General features: G+C 36.0%; 8 protein-coding genes. 7 read left to right on the top strand and 1 reads right to left on the bottom strand.

Annotated features, from left to right (window positions below; all coding sequences use genetic code 11):
• Positions 1 to 17: 17 nt before the first annotated feature.
• Both QLQ94_RS18905 and QLQ94_RS18900 read left to right on the top strand, forming a co-directional pair.
• Entirely contained in the window at positions 18 to 1,709 is a 1,692-nt protein-coding gene (locus tag QLQ94_RS18905; RefSeq protein WP_271335912.1) for a RagB/SusD family nutrient uptake outer membrane protein, read from the top strand.
• A gap of 187 nt (positions 1,710 to 1,896) precedes the next feature.
• Positions 1,897 to 2,799, top strand: coding sequence for a carbohydrate kinase family protein (locus tag QLQ94_RS18900; RefSeq protein ID WP_482498157.1), 903 nt, complete (start codon positions 1,897 to 1,899; stop codon positions 2,797 to 2,799).
• Positions 2,800 to 2,888: 89 nt separating this feature from the next.
• On the opposite strand, the gene QLQ94_RS18895 is transcribed toward QLQ94_RS18900, so the two are convergent.
• Positions 2,889 to 3,287, bottom strand: a complete 399-nt coding sequence (locus QLQ94_RS18895) for a winged helix-turn-helix transcriptional regulator (protein WP_271335914.1) — start codon at positions 3,285 to 3,287, stop codon at positions 2,889 to 2,891.
• A gap of 207 nt (positions 3,288 to 3,494) precedes the next feature.
• On the opposite strand from QLQ94_RS18895, the gene QLQ94_RS18890 reads away from it, so the two are divergent.
• From QLQ94_RS18890 to QLQ94_RS18870, 5 genes are all read left to right on the top strand, one after another.
• Positions 3,495 to 4,682, top strand: coding sequence for an MFS transporter (locus QLQ94_RS18890; RefSeq protein ID WP_482498154.1), 1,188 nt, complete (start codon positions 3,495 to 3,497; stop codon positions 4,680 to 4,682).
• A 402-nt stretch (positions 4,683 to 5,084) separates the two neighbouring features.
• A complete protein-coding gene (locus tag QLQ94_RS18885; protein WP_271335917.1) occupies positions 5,085 to 7,640 on the top strand; it encodes an adenosylcobalamin-dependent ribonucleoside-diphosphate reductase in 2,556 nt (851 codons plus the stop codon).
• Positions 7,641 to 8,137: 497 nt separating this feature from the next.
• Positions 8,138 to 12,181 carry a two-component regulator propeller domain-containing protein gene (locus QLQ94_RS18880; RefSeq protein ID WP_482498152.1) on the top strand — a complete coding sequence of 1,348 codons (4,044 nt, stop codon included), beginning with the start codon at positions 8,138 to 8,140 and terminating at the stop codon, positions 12,179 to 12,181.
• 1,105 nt (positions 12,182 to 13,286) lie between these two features.
• Entirely contained in the window at positions 13,287 to 14,681 is a 1,395-nt protein-coding gene (locus tag QLQ94_RS18875) for a hypothetical protein (RefSeq protein ID WP_271335919.1), read from the top strand.
• Positions 14,682 to 14,722: 41 nt separating this feature from the next.
• A complete protein-coding gene (locus tag QLQ94_RS18870; RefSeq protein ID WP_482498150.1) occupies positions 14,723 to 17,755 on the top strand; it encodes a SusC/RagA family TonB-linked outer membrane protein in 3,033 nt (1,010 codons plus the stop codon).
• Positions 17,756 to 17,764: the final 9 nt, after the last annotated feature.

Genomic DNA, 17,764 nt, shown 5'->3' with positions numbered 1-17,764 from the left:
AGCTTAAATCAAAAAACATGAAAAAATTAGTATATATAACTGCTTTTTTAGTACTTGGAATGTTGGGTTCCTGTTCTGATTTTCTGGAGAATGACCCTCGTGGCGTACTTTCAGAAGAAGATATTGTGACACCGCAATCAGTAGAAGGATTTATGAATGCGGCCTATGCACAATTAGGAAATGATCATTATGATTCGCCTTATAGTTTATGGCCTTTTGGGAATGTGCGTTCTGATGATGCTTACAAAGGCGGAAGCGGAACTAATGATCTTCAGGATTTTCACTTTTTCGAAGTGTCTAATAATATCCGACCTGATTTTGGTGAATTAGACAATTTCTGGTACATCAGTTATGTTGGGGTTTCCAGAACGAATAAAGCCTTGAAAGCATTAGAACAAATATCAGAAGCTGATTTTCCGTTGAAAAAAACACGTATGGCTGAAATGCGTTTCTTGAGAGGCCATTTTTATTTTATGCTGAAAATTATGTTCAGGAATGTTCCTTATATTACAGAAGATATTGCGGTCGAAAATTACAAAACGATCTCCAACAAAGCACTTTCAAACGAAGAACTTTGGAACAAAATTGCCGAAGATTTTCAGGCTGCAGCCGACGCTTTGCCGGAAACACAGCCACAAGTAGGTCGTGCGACTCAAAAAGCAGCTTATGCCTATTTAGCCAAAACACGTTTGTATCAGGCGTATACACAAGATGAAACGTATAAAGTTACCGGAATCAACCAACAACATTTACAGGAAGTAATTACAGCTACGGATAAAGTAATTGGAAAAGCAAGTTTAGAACCTGATTTTGCCAATAACTTCTTGCCTGGTAATTTTGAAAACGGAGCAGAATCGATCTTCTCAATTCAGTTTTCAGACAACGACGGAACTTTATACGGAAGATTAAATTTCTCCGATGTACTTTCAACTCCACAAGGTTTAGGATGCTGCGATTTTCATAAGCCAAGTCAAAACTTAGTAAACGCCTTTAAAACCGGAGCAAATGGTTTACCTGAATTTGATACTTATAACGATCAGGATTTTGATTATAAAAACAGAGATGCCAATACGGTTGATCCAAGATTGTATCATACTGTTGCGATGCCGGGATTGCCTTATAAATACGATCCTGAATTTCTTTATGTTGAAGCCTGGGTTAGATCTCCGGGAACGTATGGTTATTTTGCCTCATTAAAAGAAAATGTAGCACCAAGCTGTAGTTGTGTGGTGAATATTGATCCGTTTTATGGAAACTCGAAAAACAGAATTCAGATTCGTTATGCCGATGTGATTTTAATGCGCGCCGAAGCTTTGATTGAATTAGGAAGACAATCAGAAGCCTTGCCATTAATTAATCAGATCAGAGAACGTGCAGCGCAAAGTACAGGACGATTGCCGTATGCAAAAAACTTTAAAATCAATACTTACGTTGACGGAAACAATTGCAACTGGACACAGGATTTTGCCCGAAAAGCATTGCGTTGGGAGCGCCGTTTAGAATTGGCTATGGAAGGAAATCGTTTCTTCGATTTAGTTCGCTGGGGTGTAACTGATGAAGTGATGAATAAATTTTATACCGAAGAAAAAACAAAGCGCACCTATTATCAGGATGCCTTTTTTGATGCGCATAAAGAGGAATATTGCCCAATTCCGTTGAAGCAAATTAATTTTAGCCAGGGAGTATACAAACAAAATCCAGGTTATTAATTTTTTGTGAAACAATAAAGAGGTTGAAAAGTATTATTGTATCTTACAATAACGTAAAAATGAATTTAAAAAATCGCATTTGCGAAAGATACAAAAGTAGATTGTAGTAATCTGAAGGTTAGTTTTTACTGTCTCTAGCCTTGAGATTACACACTCGGAATAACAATAATGTAAAAATAGTTTTAGAATGAATAACGGAAAAAAACTTAAAGCTGTAGCTTATGGAGAAGTACTTTGGGATGTTTTTGATCATGTAAAAAAGATTGGAGGTGCACCATTAAACGTAGCTTTACGAATGAAAACTTTAGGTTGCGAGGTAGCCATGATTAGTTGTGTAGGTAATGATCAAGACGGAGACGCCATAATAGATCAGGTAAAAAGCATGGGACTTGAAACCAATGCGATTATGCAATCAGAAAATTTCCCGACAGGATTAGTAAATGTAACATTAAACGAGCGTGGTTCTGCTACCTATGAAATTGCTTATCCATCTGCCTGGGATAAAATTGTGCTGAATGATTTTGCAAAAAAAGTCGTTGCTGATGCTGATGTTTTAATTTACGGAAGTTTGGTCTGCAGAGACGAAGTCTCCAGGGAATCTCTGGAAGAATTGTTGCAAACAGATGTGTACAAGGTTTTTGATGTGAATTTAAGAAAACCCCATTATTCCTATGAAACCTTAGACCAGTTAATGCATTCGGCTAATTTTATAAAGTTCAATGATGAAGAATTGTTGGAAATAGCCGTAGCTATGCATTCTCCTTTTACCAGTTTGGAAGAGAACATGCATTTTGTTGCAGACAAAACAAAAGCAACTGGGATATGTGTAACCAAAGGAAAACACGGGGCTTTGTTATTGTGGGAAGGTAAACTCTATGATAACGAAGGTTATCCTGTAGAAGTGGCCGATACAGTAGGAGCAGGCGACTCATTTTTGGCGGCATTAACCAGCTGGTTACTTACAGGAAAAGATCCTCAGTCCTCCATTGATTTTGCTTGCGCAATAGGCGCTTTAGTAGCTTCGTCTCCGGGCGCAAATCCGATAATTTCAGCATCTAAAATTGAAGAATTAATGGCTAAAGTTTCATAACTATTTTAGCCTTTATTGCTTTTTGAAGAACAAAGAAGTAAAAGCCACTCTTTTTAGAGTGGTTTTTTTATTATAGAGATTCGCTTCTTTTATTGCTGTTCTATTAAGTTTTCTGCTTCGGCAGTATTTTTTTGAAGCATCGTTTCTCTGTGTTCGGCTCCCCAATTGCTTATTAAGCCCCAGATTGGTACTAGTTTCAGGCTAATTTCAGTAAGTTCGTATTCTACTCTGGGCGGTACTTCGGCATAAACAGTACGTTTTACCATTCCGTCTCGTTCTAATTCGCGCAATTGCAAAGTAAGCATGCGCTCTGTAATGTTGCATATTTGGTTTCTTAATTCTCCAAATCTCAATTTTCCTTTTTCAAGTTTGCATAATATCAACAGTTTCCATCGCCCGCCCACAAGGCAAACTGCATAAGTCAGGTCGCAGGAGGTGATATAGTTTCTGTTCTCTGTATTTGTAGATGTTTCTTTTCTTTTTGCCATTACTTACTTTTTTGTTAGTACCCTACATTGGGATGTATGCGGTACAAAATTAGGCTACTCAATGTAGTTTTGCAACCCTAATCAAAATAGTTACAAATATGTTTAAATACCCGTTCTCTCTTATTATAGTAAAAGCAACAATAGAAATACCCATTCAGCAACAAAAAATCAAAAACGCGATTTATTCATTTCTAAATTCTGGAAGTAATGAAGCTAAATAAAAAAATTGCATACGTGGGTTGCCTTGGGATGATAGGCATCATAACGACTGAATTTGGAATAATTGGAATTTTGCCGCAAATTGCCGTTTATTACGAAATTACAATCGATAAGGCAGCGTATCTGTTGAGTGCTTTTGCACTTGTTATTGCGCTTACCGGTCCGTTTATGACCTTGCTATTTTCGGGTTTTGACAGAAAAAAGATCATGCTCACCACTATTTTTATCTTTTTGCTATCAACTGTCGTTTCTGCGTTTTCACCGCCTTTTTGGCTTTTGATGATTGTTCGAATGTTACCTGCCTTTCTGCAGCCGGTTTATATCGCCACTGCAATTGCCGCCGCCGTAGCGTCTGGAGAAAAAAGCCAGGAGAATCAGTTAATGGGAATTGTTCTTGGCGGAATCGCATTGGCAATGGTTACAACCGTGCCGTTTGCTACCTATCTAGCAAGTATTTTTACGTGGCAGATTTCATTTTTTGTTCAGGCAATAGTAAGCGCATTAGCCTTATTTACAATTTTCAGGATTATGCCTGGGGGAGAAATACCAGAGAAAAAAACATACGGAAGCCAGGTTAAAATTCTAAAAGATAAATCCTTTGTTTTAAGTACTGCAATGAATTTTTTCATGATTGCATCGTGGTTTTCTACTTATAGTTATTTTGCTGATTATTTGATAAAAACCAGAGAAGTAGACATGGCGGCCATTAGTTATCTTTTGCTTTTGTTTGGCGTTGTTGGCGTTTTCTCTAATTGGCTCTCCGGAAAAATGCTAACGAGAAGTATAACAAAAACAGTTGCCTTTTTTCTTTTGGGAACTGTAATTATTCCGGTAATACTTATTTATTCCGCAGACAGCGTCTGGATAACTATACTTGTTGTTGCTCTTTGGGGATTTTTTTATGCGCCATGTTTTTTAAACGCATCGGCTTATATGATTTCGGCGGCACCAAAATCTCTTGAGTTTGCGAATAGTCTGGCAACCTCATTTGGAAATCTCGGTGTATTTCTTGGTACAGCCGTTGGAGGCTGGATTATTTCGCAAAGTACCATTAGCAATGTTCCATTGGCAGGAATGGGATTTGGAATATTATCCTTGCTGATGGTGGCCTGTAGAAGTATTTTAGAAAATAAGAATAAAAAACTCGTACTGATAAATACAATAAGCAATAGATAAAATATTTTAGCCAGATTTTATAATACCCTCAAAAAGTGAAGTGCTGATTGAGGTTTTTTTTATTGTTTGAAATAAAATAATCCAAAAGAATTAAAGTCATGATTGGCTAAAACTCTTAATTAAAAAGCAAATGTTTACAATAAGTAAGAAAATTTACCTTTTTATGTTTTTGTTTAACGCATTAATTTGGTTTTTATCATTCAATGACTTTTGTCATATTTTCTGTTAATGTTTAAATTGAAATGTATTTATTTGTTAACTTTTATGTGTTTATAAATTTTTAATAAATTGATTTTTAGTATTTTAGTGGTTGTTTTTTGTAAACTTTTTACATTTTATTTTTTTTAGAGTTTATTTGGTTCTAAATTTACAACTCGTAAAAAACTTCAAAATATTATAATCATGGATGAATTATTAGCTGCAAAAAATGAAACAATTATTTACACTCAGGATGAAGCGATTCAGGCCTCTTTAGAATATTTTAAAGGAGACAGTCTGGCGGCAACAGTTTGGGTAAGCAAGTATGCTCTTAAAGATTCTCAGGGTAATATTTTTGAAAAATCACCTGATGATATGCACCGTCGTATTGCATCAGAAATTGTGCGAATCGAAAATAAATATGCAGATCCGCTTACAGAAAAAGAAGTTTTTGATCTGATCAAAGATTTTAAATACCTGGTGCCACAGGGAAGCCCGATGACTGGTATTGGAAATCCGTTTCAGGTTGCATCATTGTCTAATTGTTTTGTGATAGGTAATGACAATTCAGATTCCTATGGCGGCATTATGAAAACAGATCAGGAACAAGTCCAGCTCATGAAAAGAAGAGGAGGAGTAGGTCATGATTTGTCGCACATTCGCCCGAAAGGTTCGCCGGTTAAAAATTCAGCATTGACCTCTACAGGATTGGTGCCGTTTATGGAACGCTATTCCAATTCAACACGTGAAGTAGCGCAGGATGGTCGTCGAGGTGCTTTAATGCTTTCCGTTTCTGTAAATCATCCCGATGCCGCCGATTTTATTGATGCCAAAATGGAGCAGGGAAAAGTGACCGGAGCCAATGTATCTGTTCGAATTGATGATTTGTTTATGAAAGCAGTAAAACAAGATGCTTTATACGAACAAAAATATCCCATATTTAGTGATAATCCATTGTATTCCAAAGAAATTAAAGCAAAAGAACTTTGGAATAAAATTATTCATAATGCCTGGAAATCAGCAGAACCCGGAATTTTATTCTGGGATACCATCATAAATGAATCATTACCGGACTGTTATGCTGATTTAGGATATAAAACCTTATCGACAAACCCGTGTGGCGAAATCCCGCTTTGTGCTTACGATTCTTGTCGTTTGCTGGCTATAAACCTGTTTTCGTATGTTAATGATTCGTTTACCCAAAAAGCTTCTTTTGACTTTGAGCTTTTCAAAAAACACGTTGCGGCGGCCCAGAGAATAATGGATGATATTATTGATCTGGAACTCGAGAAGATTGATGCCATTTTAGAAAAAATCAATCAGGATCCGGAAAGCGAAGAAGTAAAACTAGTCGAGAAAAATCTTTGGTTAAACATCAAACATAAAGCAAATGAAGGACGCCGTACTGGAATTGGGATTACTGCCGAAGGAGATATGCTGGCAGCACTAGGTTTGCGTTACGGAAGTGATGAAGGTGTTTTGTTTGCTGAAAAAATACAAAAGACACTCGCAATAGAAGCCTACCGTGGGTCTGTGAATTTGGCTAAACAACGGGGAATGTTTGCTATTTATGATGCTAAAAGAGAAAAAAATAATCCGTTTTTACTTCGATTAAAAGAAGCTGATACTGAGCTGTATAATGAAATGCAGCAGTACGGACGCCGAAATATTGCTTTATTAACAATTGCGCCAACGGGTACAACAAGTTTAATGACCCAGACGACCTCAGGTATAGAACCAGTTTTTCTGCCGGTTTACAAACGCAGAAGAAAAGTAAACCCAAATGATAGAGATGCACGCGTTGATTTTGTAGACGAAGTAGGAGACAGTTGGGAAGAATATGTGGTATTTCATCACAGATTTAAGGAGTGGATGCTTATTAACGGATATGATACTTCGAGAAATTACAGTCAGCAAGAAATTGATGTATTGGTAGAAAAATCACCTTATTATAAAGCAACAAGTAATGATATTGATTGGCTGAGCAAAGTAAGAATGCAGGGCAAAATCCAGAAATGGGTCGATCACTCTATTTCGGTTACTATTAATGTTCCGAATGAAACTCCTGAAGAAATGGTGAATAAGTTGTATATGGAAGCATGGGAGGCAGGATGTAAAGGCGTTACTGTTTATCGTGATGGTTCACGCTCCGGGGTTTTGATTGCCAATACAGAAAAGAAAGAAGAAACTTCAGAAATACAAACAAGTGTTTTTTCTGCCAAGCGTCCTCAGGTATTAGAGGCTGATGTCGTTCGTTTTCAAAATAGTAAAGACAAATGGATCGCTTTTATTGGATTACTGGAAGGCAGGCCTTATGAAATTTTTACAGGTTTGGTAGATGATGAAGACGGTATTTTGATTCCGCGTTGGGTTACTGAGGGACTAATTATCAAGAATAAAAATGAAGACGGAAATACCCGTTACGATTTTCAATATAAAAATACCCGAGGTTATAAAACCACTATCGAAGGGCTTTCTCATAAATTTAATCCGGAATATTGGAATTATGCCAAACTAATATCAAGTACATTACGACACGGAATGCCAATTGATAAAGTGGTGGAGCTAATTGGCAGTTTGCAATTAGACAGTGAATCTATTAATACCTGGAAAAATGGTGTATCACGTGCACTGAAACGCTATATCGTAGACGGAACTGAAGCCCGCGGACAGAAATGCAGCAATTGCAACTCAAGTAATCTTATTTATCAGGAAGGATGTCTTACTTGCAGTGATTGCGGTTCCTCTAAATGTGGTTAAGATTTAACCACTAAGTTTTTTTATTGTTAGGTTTTGCCACGAAGACGCTAAGACACAAAGTTTTTTTACTGCAAGGTTTTGCAACAAAGGCACTAGGACACAAAGTTTTTTTTTCTTGCCACGAAGACGCGAAGGCACAAAGTTTTTTTTACAATCTTTATGATTTAAGACTTTGTGTCTTAGTTCCTTCGTGGCATACTTTTTTTTAGCCAAAGCTAAATAGGGAATCTTTGTGCCTTACTGCCTTTGTGGCATCTAACCTGTTAAAATTCTTAGTGTCTTAGCGTCTTTGTGGCATTCTTTTTAAGTAAATATTTGCGCGTTTGTGGTATTTCTTTTTTTCACGTAGGGATTAGTTTATTAAAAGTAAAGAGCATCGATAAAATCCTATAAGCATTGCGCTGAAAGTATTTTTTGTAGATTGTTTGTTATGAAATATAGATAAAATTAGCTTATAATTGTACTGCTAACGCAAGATCAAAAAAACAGTTTTTATTTTGAAGTATTTAGTTCCTCTTTTTATACTACTATTTGGTTTTCCTCCATTAAGTTATGCTCAGGATAATCCAGTCAAATTCCTTGATATTTCTGATGGTTTGTCGAACAATTCTATAACTACAATTTTTCAGGACAACGACGGTTATATGTGGTTTGGAACTTATGACGGATTAAATCGTTATGATGGTTATAGCTTTAAAGTTTTTCGTAACCGAATCAATGATAAAAAATCACTGTTCTTCAATACAGTTTATAATATCGAAGGAGATGCTAAAAATAATATATGGGTAGGAGGTTCAAACGGTGTTTGCATTTACAATAAAACTACTGCAACATTTCATCCTGTACAATACACCATTTCTAATAAAAAAGCAGTTATTTTAAAGGATATTATTCATCAGATGCGTGCTGTTTCTGATAATTTGGTTTTGATTGCCTCTCAGAGCTTAGGGTTATTAGCTTTCGAAAATGGTTCTTTTGTCGGGAAACATATTGCGCTAAATATTCCGGGAAATCGCATCACAGTTAATGCTTATGACGCCATAGCGATTCAGGATGATAAAAAAAATAATCATGCCTGGATCTATATTAAAAATGTAGGGGTTTGCAGTTATAACTATAAATCTAAAAATTTGAAAGTCGTTTTTCCGCTTTCTAAAGAAGTAAAAGCAATGAAACTGGCTGCTGATGGGAATTTATTACTGGGAACAGATGAAGGACTTTTTCTGTTTAATACCAAATCAGGAGTGCTTTCTGAGAATTATTTTTCGACAAAATGCAATGTAACAGATCTTCTGGTAGACAGAAAGAAAGAAATCTGGATTGCAACAGACGGTTCAGGAATTTACAAAGTTATTGGTACAAATAAAAAAGCAGTTCCGGCTAATGCGATAAAAGACAACGAGCTTGCAAAAAGCAACTCCGTCTGGAGTTTATACGAAGACAGATCAGGTAATAAATGGTTTGGCTCATTGCGCGGAGGGATAAGTATGCTCAGCAATACGCCTAAATATTTTAAAAATATAAAATACAACTCAAAAGATCAGGTTGAAAACTTTATTTTGTCATTTTGCGAAGACGAAAAAAACAATGTATGGGTGGGTACAGATGGTGCAGGATTAAAATATTGGGACCGAAAAAACAATACATATACCAATTACAGTAATAAGCTCTCCAGTAAATTTATTACCAGCATTGTACGGGATCAAAATAATGATATCTGGGTTTCGACCTGGGCAGGCGGTGTAAATAAAATTAATCCAAAGAACAATTCGGTAACATCATATTCCTGTTATAATCCCACTACAAAACACATAGAGAAAAATATCTGGTTTGTTTACAAAGATTCACAGGCGAATATCTGGGCAAGCGCTACAAATGAGGGGGCCTTATATCTCTTTGACAGGCAAAAAAACAGTTTTACACTTTTTGATCCGTCGGTTACGAATTTGCAATGTATTACTGAAACCAGTGACGGAAAATTGTGGGCAGGAAATTATACGTCATTATTTTCTATCGAAAAAGCAACCCGAAAAATAAGTACAATTTCCATTGGAAATCCTGTAAGATATATTCACGAAGACAGGGATAAAAACCTTTGGCTAGGAACTCAGGAAGGCGGATTATTATGGTTTGACCGAAAAACAACTACTTTCAAAAGGTTAACAATAGACGACGGCTTGCCTTCTAATACAGTATTAAGGTTGCTGGAAGATAAAGAAGGAAATCTCTGGATAAGTACCTACAATGGTATTTGTAGATACGATAAAAAGAGAAAAACATTTCGTAATTTCTCTGTCAACGATGGCTTGCAAAGCAATCAGTTTAGTTTTAACGCCGGACTTAAACTCTCTACAGGAGAATTTTTGTTTGGAGGAATAAATGGTTTTAATGCCTTTTTTCCTGAAGCAATAAAAGGATTCAATCAGAAGAATAATATATTGTTATCTGATTTTTATGTCAACAATCAACCCATAGAAGAAAGCAAAAGTAACTTAGAATGGGATTCGGGTAAAATTAAAAAAGTGAGCCTGCCATATGATCAAACTACATTATCGCTTGAGTTTGTAGCTCTGGACTATAATAATGCCGACAAAATCAATTATGCCTATTACCTAGAAGGCTGGGATGAGCAATGGAATTATGTGGGTCAGGCCCGAAAAGCCAATTATGCCCGATTAACGGAAGGAAAATATACTTTTAAAGTAAAAACAACCAATTTTAAAGGAGGCTGGAACAAAGAAGTCAGCCTCATTACTATTGAAGTTTTACCACCATGGTACAGAACCTGGTGGGCCTATTCTTTGTATTTATTAGCAGGTATAGGAGCCGTTTTTGCGTATCTGCAATACAATAAAAACAAAGAAAAACTAAAATACAAAGTTAAAATAGCCGAACTCGAAAGCAAGAAAGAAAAAGAAATTGCAGAGAAACAGTCCTCTATGTTTACCTATATCTCTCATGAGTTTAGAACGCCGCTTTCGTTGATTATAAATCCTTTGAAAAAAGCGGTTCAGAAAGAAAGTGTCGAAAACGGATCTTCGGGAAGTGATTTGGCGATTGCGCATAGAAATGCCAGAAGACTTTTGAGTCTGGTAGATCAGCTATTGCTTTTTAGAAAAGCCGAAAATGATGCAGATTCATTGAGATTATCACCTATAAATGTTAATAACCTTTGCAATGAAGTGTACCAATGTTTTGTCAATCAGGCAAAAGATAAAAGTATTCGATATCATTTTCTGATTCCGGATCATGAAATTGTGATCATTGGCGATTATGAAAAAATCGAAATTTCGTTGTTCAATTTAATGTCCAATGCTTTTAAGTACACACCAATTGGCGGAGAAATAAATCTTAGACTAACGGAAAACGATCACGAAATTTACTTAGAAATTTCGGATAGCGGAGACGGAATCGACCAAAAAGATATTGAGGTAATTTTTGAAAAATTCAAGCAAGTAAAATCAAAAGTTTCAATAGGTACAGGTTTTGGAATTGGACTTTATATTGTTAAATATTTTGTAGACAAACACAAAGGAACTGTAAGCTGTAGCAGTGAAATAGGCAAAGGAAGTATTTTTAAACTGACATTCCTTAAAGGAGACAGTCATTTTGATAATATTGAGATTACAAATGAAGTTCCGCAACGAAGTCAATTATTTGATGAATTAATGATCGATGATTCAGAAGAGAGTATTCAGCTTTCGAATACTTCGATTTCAGAGCAGGATTTCCAGAAAATTATGCTTACTGAAAAACGAACGGTTTTAATTATTGATGATAATGTAGAAATAAGAGCCTATCTTATCAAACTGTTTTCAGATTCTTATATTGTTTACAGTGCTCAGAACGGCGAAGAAGGTTTAAGGCTCACCAAGAAGCACATGCCCGATTTGGTTATTAGCGACATCACAATGGAAGAAATGGACGGCTTGGAATTGTGTCGAAAAATAAAGGAAAATAATGCATTATCCCATATTCCGGTTATTTTATTAACGGCATCAAAAAATCCGGAAACCCATCTTCAGGGAATCAACGACGGGGCTGATGATTATATTACCAAACCTTTTGATGATGATATATTAGTCGCTAGGGTAGAATCATTATTAAGAAACCGAAGCAATTTGCGTACTTATTTCTTAGATAGCATAACGCTTAAAGAAAACACTCAAAAAGTACCACAGGAATATCAGGAAATCCTGAAAAAGTGTATTGATATTGTAGAAGCCAACATTCATAAAAGAGATTTTACGATTAAAAACTTTGCCCTTGAAATGGGCATGAGCCATAGAACGTTATACACAAAAATTAAAATCATCTCCGGACAGACTTTAAATGCTTTTATTCGTTCGGTTAGAATTCGAAGAGCGGCAATGTTAATGCTTACTGAAGATATCAATATTACTCAGGCTAGTGCCGAAGTTGGCTTTGAAGATCCTAAATATTTCAGACAGCAGTTTGTAAAACTCTTTGGAATGACACCTTCAGAATACATAAAAAAATACAAGAGTTCTTTCAACTCGGATCTTAATGTTATTAAATAATAATGTTGTCATTTTTGATAGCGATAATGAAAATCAATTTCATGTTTTTTTAAATGAATTAATTCATTCTACGCATTTCAAATACCCAATCTTGTCATTTCGATTTCTATGATAAAACAAAATCTTTTTTTTCAGGAGCTAATCCAGCTATCTGCTCCAATCTTTTGTTCCGAAACCCGGAACAAAAGGATTTCCACTTCTATCGGGGCTAGGGAAATCATGTTCATAAGAATGTTTTCGTTTAATATTTCATTTCGACAAGATTTGATCACAATCTTGTTCATTTCGACCGAAGAGAGACTCGAGCCGATAGCGAACAGACAAAGTAAATCACACTCGTAATTCCACAAAAACTGACGATTCTCTTTGCTGAATTTGTAATGCGATTTACTTTGTCTGTCCGCTATCGAGTCTCCCTTCGATCGAAGATGACAACAGAACTCTCGGTATGATAAAGAGGTACTCAAAGAAACCGCAAACGTTTTAGAATTGAAGATGCTGTTTTATTTCGTGATTGCATATAATTCAAAAATAAGTAGTTATTTTTTTGTACTCCTTAATTTTTAATCCAAAATAATAGTTAATTACAATTTTGACCTCCTTTTTTTTCCATTTTACCCCTCCTTAAAAGTGTTAATTAGACATTTCTTTGCAGTGATAGTTAATCATTTAAGTGGTTTACTATTCATTGAATAAGTGTTTTTGTTTTAAGATAAGTTTTGTCTTTTTAAGGAATTGAGCCTTCTTTAAAATAGGTTAGTAAGAGTTGGTTTTACCTACATACTTATCAAACCCGCAGTGAAGGCTGCGGGTTTAAAATAAAGAGTTATTCAATTAGATAATTAATGTAGTTGTTCAATTTGTCAATTAAAAAATTAGCACAGTTTTTATTATCAAATTATCTAATTGACACATTATGACATTATCACATTTACTAATTATAAAACCATTAACCAAACCCAATAATATGAAAAGAATCAGATAATCAATGTTATTCTGTTTTCCCTAAATGCAGAAGCAATAATAACCACACAAAGTAACCTTCATGATTAATACCACGATCACTTTTAGAATAAACTAACTAACCAACCTTAAAAATCAAAAAATGAAAAAAAATGTATTTTTATTTTTTCTTGCTGTTTTTGCTGTCCTTACTGGATGTCAAAATAATGAATCTGGTTTTCCAAGTTCTGATAATCCTACTGTTGTTGTATCAACAAAGGAAATTTACGGAGCACCAAGTAGAAAATTTGAAATTAAAGCCGCTTTGGCTGATGATTTGGGATTACAAAGCGTGAGAATTCAAATCCCGGAATTAGCATTGGATAAAGTCATTGCTTTTGCAACAGATCCCTTACTGACAAAGTATGATTTGAGCTATTTCTTCGAAGTTCCTGCTAACAAAGGAACCTCAGAAGCTTTCAAAATAAAACTGACTATTACCGATGTGTCAGGTAATGCAATTGATGAAGAGATCAATTTACGTCTTGACGGAGAATTTGCTGCACCATCTATCACCATGATTACTCCAAAAGAAGGAGCCGTAATTTTATTGTCGACCAGTAATAAAATGCCTGTGAATTTTGTTGTAAATGACGATTCAGGAATCGATTATATTCAAATTCAATGTGCTGCTTTAGGTATCGACGAAAAAGTGCAATTAACAGATGCGCCTCAATCGTATAGCTTTAGTAAAATCTACACATTACCTGTAACGGCTGATAATTATGTATTAACCATTACGGCGAAAGACAAATTTGCGATTCCAAATACAGGAACATTAAACGTAAATGTTGTTGCTACAAATGAATATCCGGCAATTTATCTGTGCGATCAGCCAAAAGGCACTAACCTTACTACTGATGCAGTGGGTGTACCCATGTATTTTCATGATAAAAACGGACAAGATTTCGAATTTAAATATTATACGGATAAAGACAATAAGGAAATTTATTTCTTAGGTCAGGAATCTGATTTCGCCCCTCATTGTTTTGGATTAAATCCTTTAGGAGAATTAGTGGATGATGTTGCTTCGACACCAATTATTTTACCAACCAAAGGATATTATGTAATCAAAGTAAATCCGAATACCCTAAAATATACTGCAACCAAATATACGCCTTCAAGCAAAGTCTGGGCTGATGTTGCTAACGGATTATGGCATGACGAAGAAGCAAAAAGAAAACCTTTTGTGAGTGTTTGCGGGGCCGGAATTCAGGGGGCTGACTGGGATACCTGGACAGCATGGGCTCAGACAGGATTACACCTGGCTAATAACCCAAATAACCCGTACCAATTAGTTGGAGAGTATACTTTGACAGGTACTATGGAAGCGACTTTTACCGGTCAATGGTGGAGTCCGTCCTGGAGATTAATCAAAAATGGTATTGCTACAATGTCACCGGGAGAAAACGGAAACGGTAAATATCCGGCAGCTCCGGGAGTTTACAAAGTAGTGTTGGATACGGAATTGGAGAGAGTCTTTATCACAAAAAAATAGTTGTTATAGTGCTATAACATTTAATTAAAAAATATCGTAAGATGAAATATAGATTTATATGGTTATTTATTGTCCTGTTGTGCAGCGTCGCAACATTTGGACAAATAACAGTAAAAGGAACTGTTAAGGATAAAGGCAATGTGCCAATTCCGGGAGTGAACGTAGCAGTAAAAGGAACTGCTACAACAGGAGCTACAGATTTCGATGGTAATTTCACCATCTCTGTTCCTAGTAATAATGCTCAGATTGAATTTTCTTTTATTGGTTTTGCCAATAAAACAGTTGCTGTTGGGGACAAAACAGTTCTTAATATTACCCTTGAGGAATCCAGTCAGGTTCTTGATGAGATTGTTGTGGTAGGTTATGCTGCCGTAAAAAAGAGCGATGTAACCAGTTCTATTTCTTCGATAAAAGGAAAAGAACTTCAAACGATGACTGTAGGTAATGTTGCCGAATCTTTGCAAGGTAAAGTTGCGGGGGTTCAGGTTACAGGACAAGGTGGTCCGGGAGCGCAGCCAAGAGTTTTAATTCGCGGTATCTCGACTGTAAATCTTAGTACAGATCCGCTTTATGTGATTGATGGAATTCCGATGGGAACAAGCATTAACTTTTTAAGCAACAACGAAATCGAGTCTATGGAGGTTCTAAAAGATGCCTCTGCAAGTGCTATTTACGGTTCACGTGCTTCTAACGGAGTTATTTTGATTACGACCAAAAAAGGTAAAGCAGGAAAAACCAGATTCAATTTTGATATGAGCTCGGGTATGCAAATTATGAACAATCCTTATAATATGGCCAATGCCCAAAGCTACGCTACCATTATGAATAAGGCATATAATAATTCAGGTTATGCTGATTATTTGCCAAACCCGTCTCAGTACAATGGAAAAACGACAGACTGGTGGAAAGCGGGAATCAAGTCCGGTGCACCTGTAACCAATGCTTCGCTTGGAGTTAGCGGGGGTTCTGACACACATACCTATTCGATAAGTTTAAACTATTATAACTCAGAATCTATTTATGAAGTTGGTGGATGGGAAAGAATCACGATGAGAATCAATAATGATTTTAAATTCTCAGATAAATTCTCCGCAGGAATTACCTTAAATCCTCGTTATGAAACTTGGGGTGCTCCTAACAATTGGGCTGATTTTGATAAAATTGATCCAATTACGCCAATTTATAAGCCGGCAGATCAATTAACCGGTTTAGAAAATGAATACAGCATTTATGCACGTTCTCCGTCTTATGTTTGGAATCCGGTTGCAGCCGTAAAACGTTATGATGATTTTACAGATCAGTACAACTTAAATACAAACGGATATTTACAATATCAGCCTATCAAAGGGTTGGTGATTCGTACGCAGGCTTCTATTGAAGTGGGAGATAAAACACAAAGCATTTTCAAACCTGATTTTGTAATTGATGCAGCGCATGAAAAAGCGGAGATTAATAGTGTAGAAAGAACAAACACGACAAATGTAGACTGGACATGGCAAAATACTGCTACTTATACCAGATCATTTGCCGGGAAGCACAATGCCTCTTTGATGATTGGTAACACCATGGAAGAGTACAATGGCAATGATCTTTGGGGATACGGAGAAGGTGTTCCTAACAATTCAGAAGAGATGCGAGAAGTAAATGCTGCTACCAAAAACCGTAATAGTAAGGGAAACAGCTGGTCGAATTCATTGATGTCTTACATTTCGCGTTTTTCTTATAACTATGACAATAAATATTATTTCACAGGGACTTTCAGACGTGATGGTTCTTCTAAATTCATGACCAATAACAAATGGGCAAATTTCCCTTCCGCTTCTGTTTCATGGAGAATTTTAAACGAAGGATTTATGGAACCTGCAAAAGAGGTATTAAGTGATTTAAGATTCAGGGCAGGTTGGGGTAAAGTAGGTAATCAGGGTTTACCTGCAGCGGTTTATCAATCGAATATAGGGCAGGGATTTTATCCAATAGGAGGTATTATTGCAGATACTTCATTCCCGTCCTCAATGGCAAACAAAGACATTAAATGGGAAACTGTTGAAGATATCAGTTTTGGACTTGATTTTGGATTCTGGAAAAACAAACTTTCAGGATCTTTAGAGTACTATCAAAAGAAAACAAATGATATGTTGTTCAAAAAACAATTTCCAACCTATAGTGGTTTTCCTGATTATTCGACAATCTGGACAAACGTAGGTTCAATGCAATCCAGCGGTATCGATTTGTTGGTTTCATATAAAGACAAAAAAGGAGACTTTAGTTATGGAGTAGATGTAACTTTTACCACAGTAAACGTAGAAATGCTTTCATTGTCCTCTGAAGGAGAAAGACTTTACGGAGCAGGAAACAGAACATTGACCGTAAAAGGGGAACAACCAGGATATTTTTACGGATATGTAGCGGACGGATTATTCCAGAATCAAACACAATTGAATGCTCATACAGACGAGCACGGAACAAAATTACAGCCGTATGCTCAGGTTGGGGATATCCGTTTTAAAGATGTGAACGGTGACGGAAAAATAGACGATAAAGACCGTACAAAAATTGGTTCTCCATGGGCAGATTATAATGTTGGTCTAAATCTGACTTTTGCCTACAAGCAATTTGATTTGGTAGCGAATTTCTATTCAAGTATTGGCAATGATATCGTCAACGAAAACATTAAAGATTTATACAACGGTGCAAGCTTAACAAATAAAGTAAGCGGATTAGAGCAAATGGCATGGCATGGCGAAGGAACTTCCAATTACGTTCCGCGTTTGTCTAAAGACGATAACAATGAAAATTTCACAAAATTCTCTTCTTTTTATGTTGAAGATGGATCTTTTGTTCGCATGAAAAATTTACAGTTTGGATTTTCATTCTACAATAAATTTGGTTTAGATAAATTGAGAATCTCATTGTCAGGACAGAACTTATGGACCTGGACAAAATATACCGGAGTAGATCCTGAAGTTGCAGGTGGTGATGAGAAAAAAGATGACAGAGTGAAAGGGTCAGGTTTTGGAGGATGGAATTATCCGGTTCAGCCAACCATTTTGATGGGACTTAATGTAGCATTTTAATAAAAAACA

It is taken from the genome of Flavobacterium sp. B114r (assembly GCF_056824125.1).
The sequence above is the reverse complement of the archived record's forward strand: the minus strand, read 5'-3'. Positions and strand labels throughout refer to the sequence as shown.

What these genes read in the sequence shown, in the direction of transcription:
- QLQ94_RS18905 (WP_271335912.1), top strand. Translation starts at nt 18, where the DNA reads ATGAAAAAATTAGTATATATAACTGCTTTTTTAGTACTTGGAATGTTG.
- QLQ94_RS18900 (WP_482498157.1), top strand. Translation starts at nt 1,897, where the DNA reads ATGAATAACGGAAAAAAACTTAAAGCTGTAGCTTATGGAGAAGTACTT.
- QLQ94_RS18895 (WP_271335914.1), bottom strand. Translation starts at nt 3,287, where the DNA reads ATGGCAAAAAGAAAAGAAACATCTACAAATACAGAGAACAGAAACTAT.
- QLQ94_RS18890 (WP_482498154.1), top strand. Translation starts at nt 3,495, where the DNA reads ATGAAGCTAAATAAAAAAATTGCATACGTGGGTTGCCTTGGGATGATA.
- QLQ94_RS18885 (WP_271335917.1), top strand. Translation starts at nt 5,085, where the DNA reads ATGGATGAATTATTAGCTGCAAAAAATGAAACAATTATTTACACTCAG.
- QLQ94_RS18875 (WP_271335919.1), top strand. Translation starts at nt 13,287, where the DNA reads ATGAAAAAAAATGTATTTTTATTTTTTCTTGCTGTTTTTGCTGTCCTT.
- QLQ94_RS18870 (WP_482498150.1), top strand. Translation starts at nt 14,723, where the DNA reads ATGAAATATAGATTTATATGGTTATTTATTGTCCTGTTGTGCAGCGTC.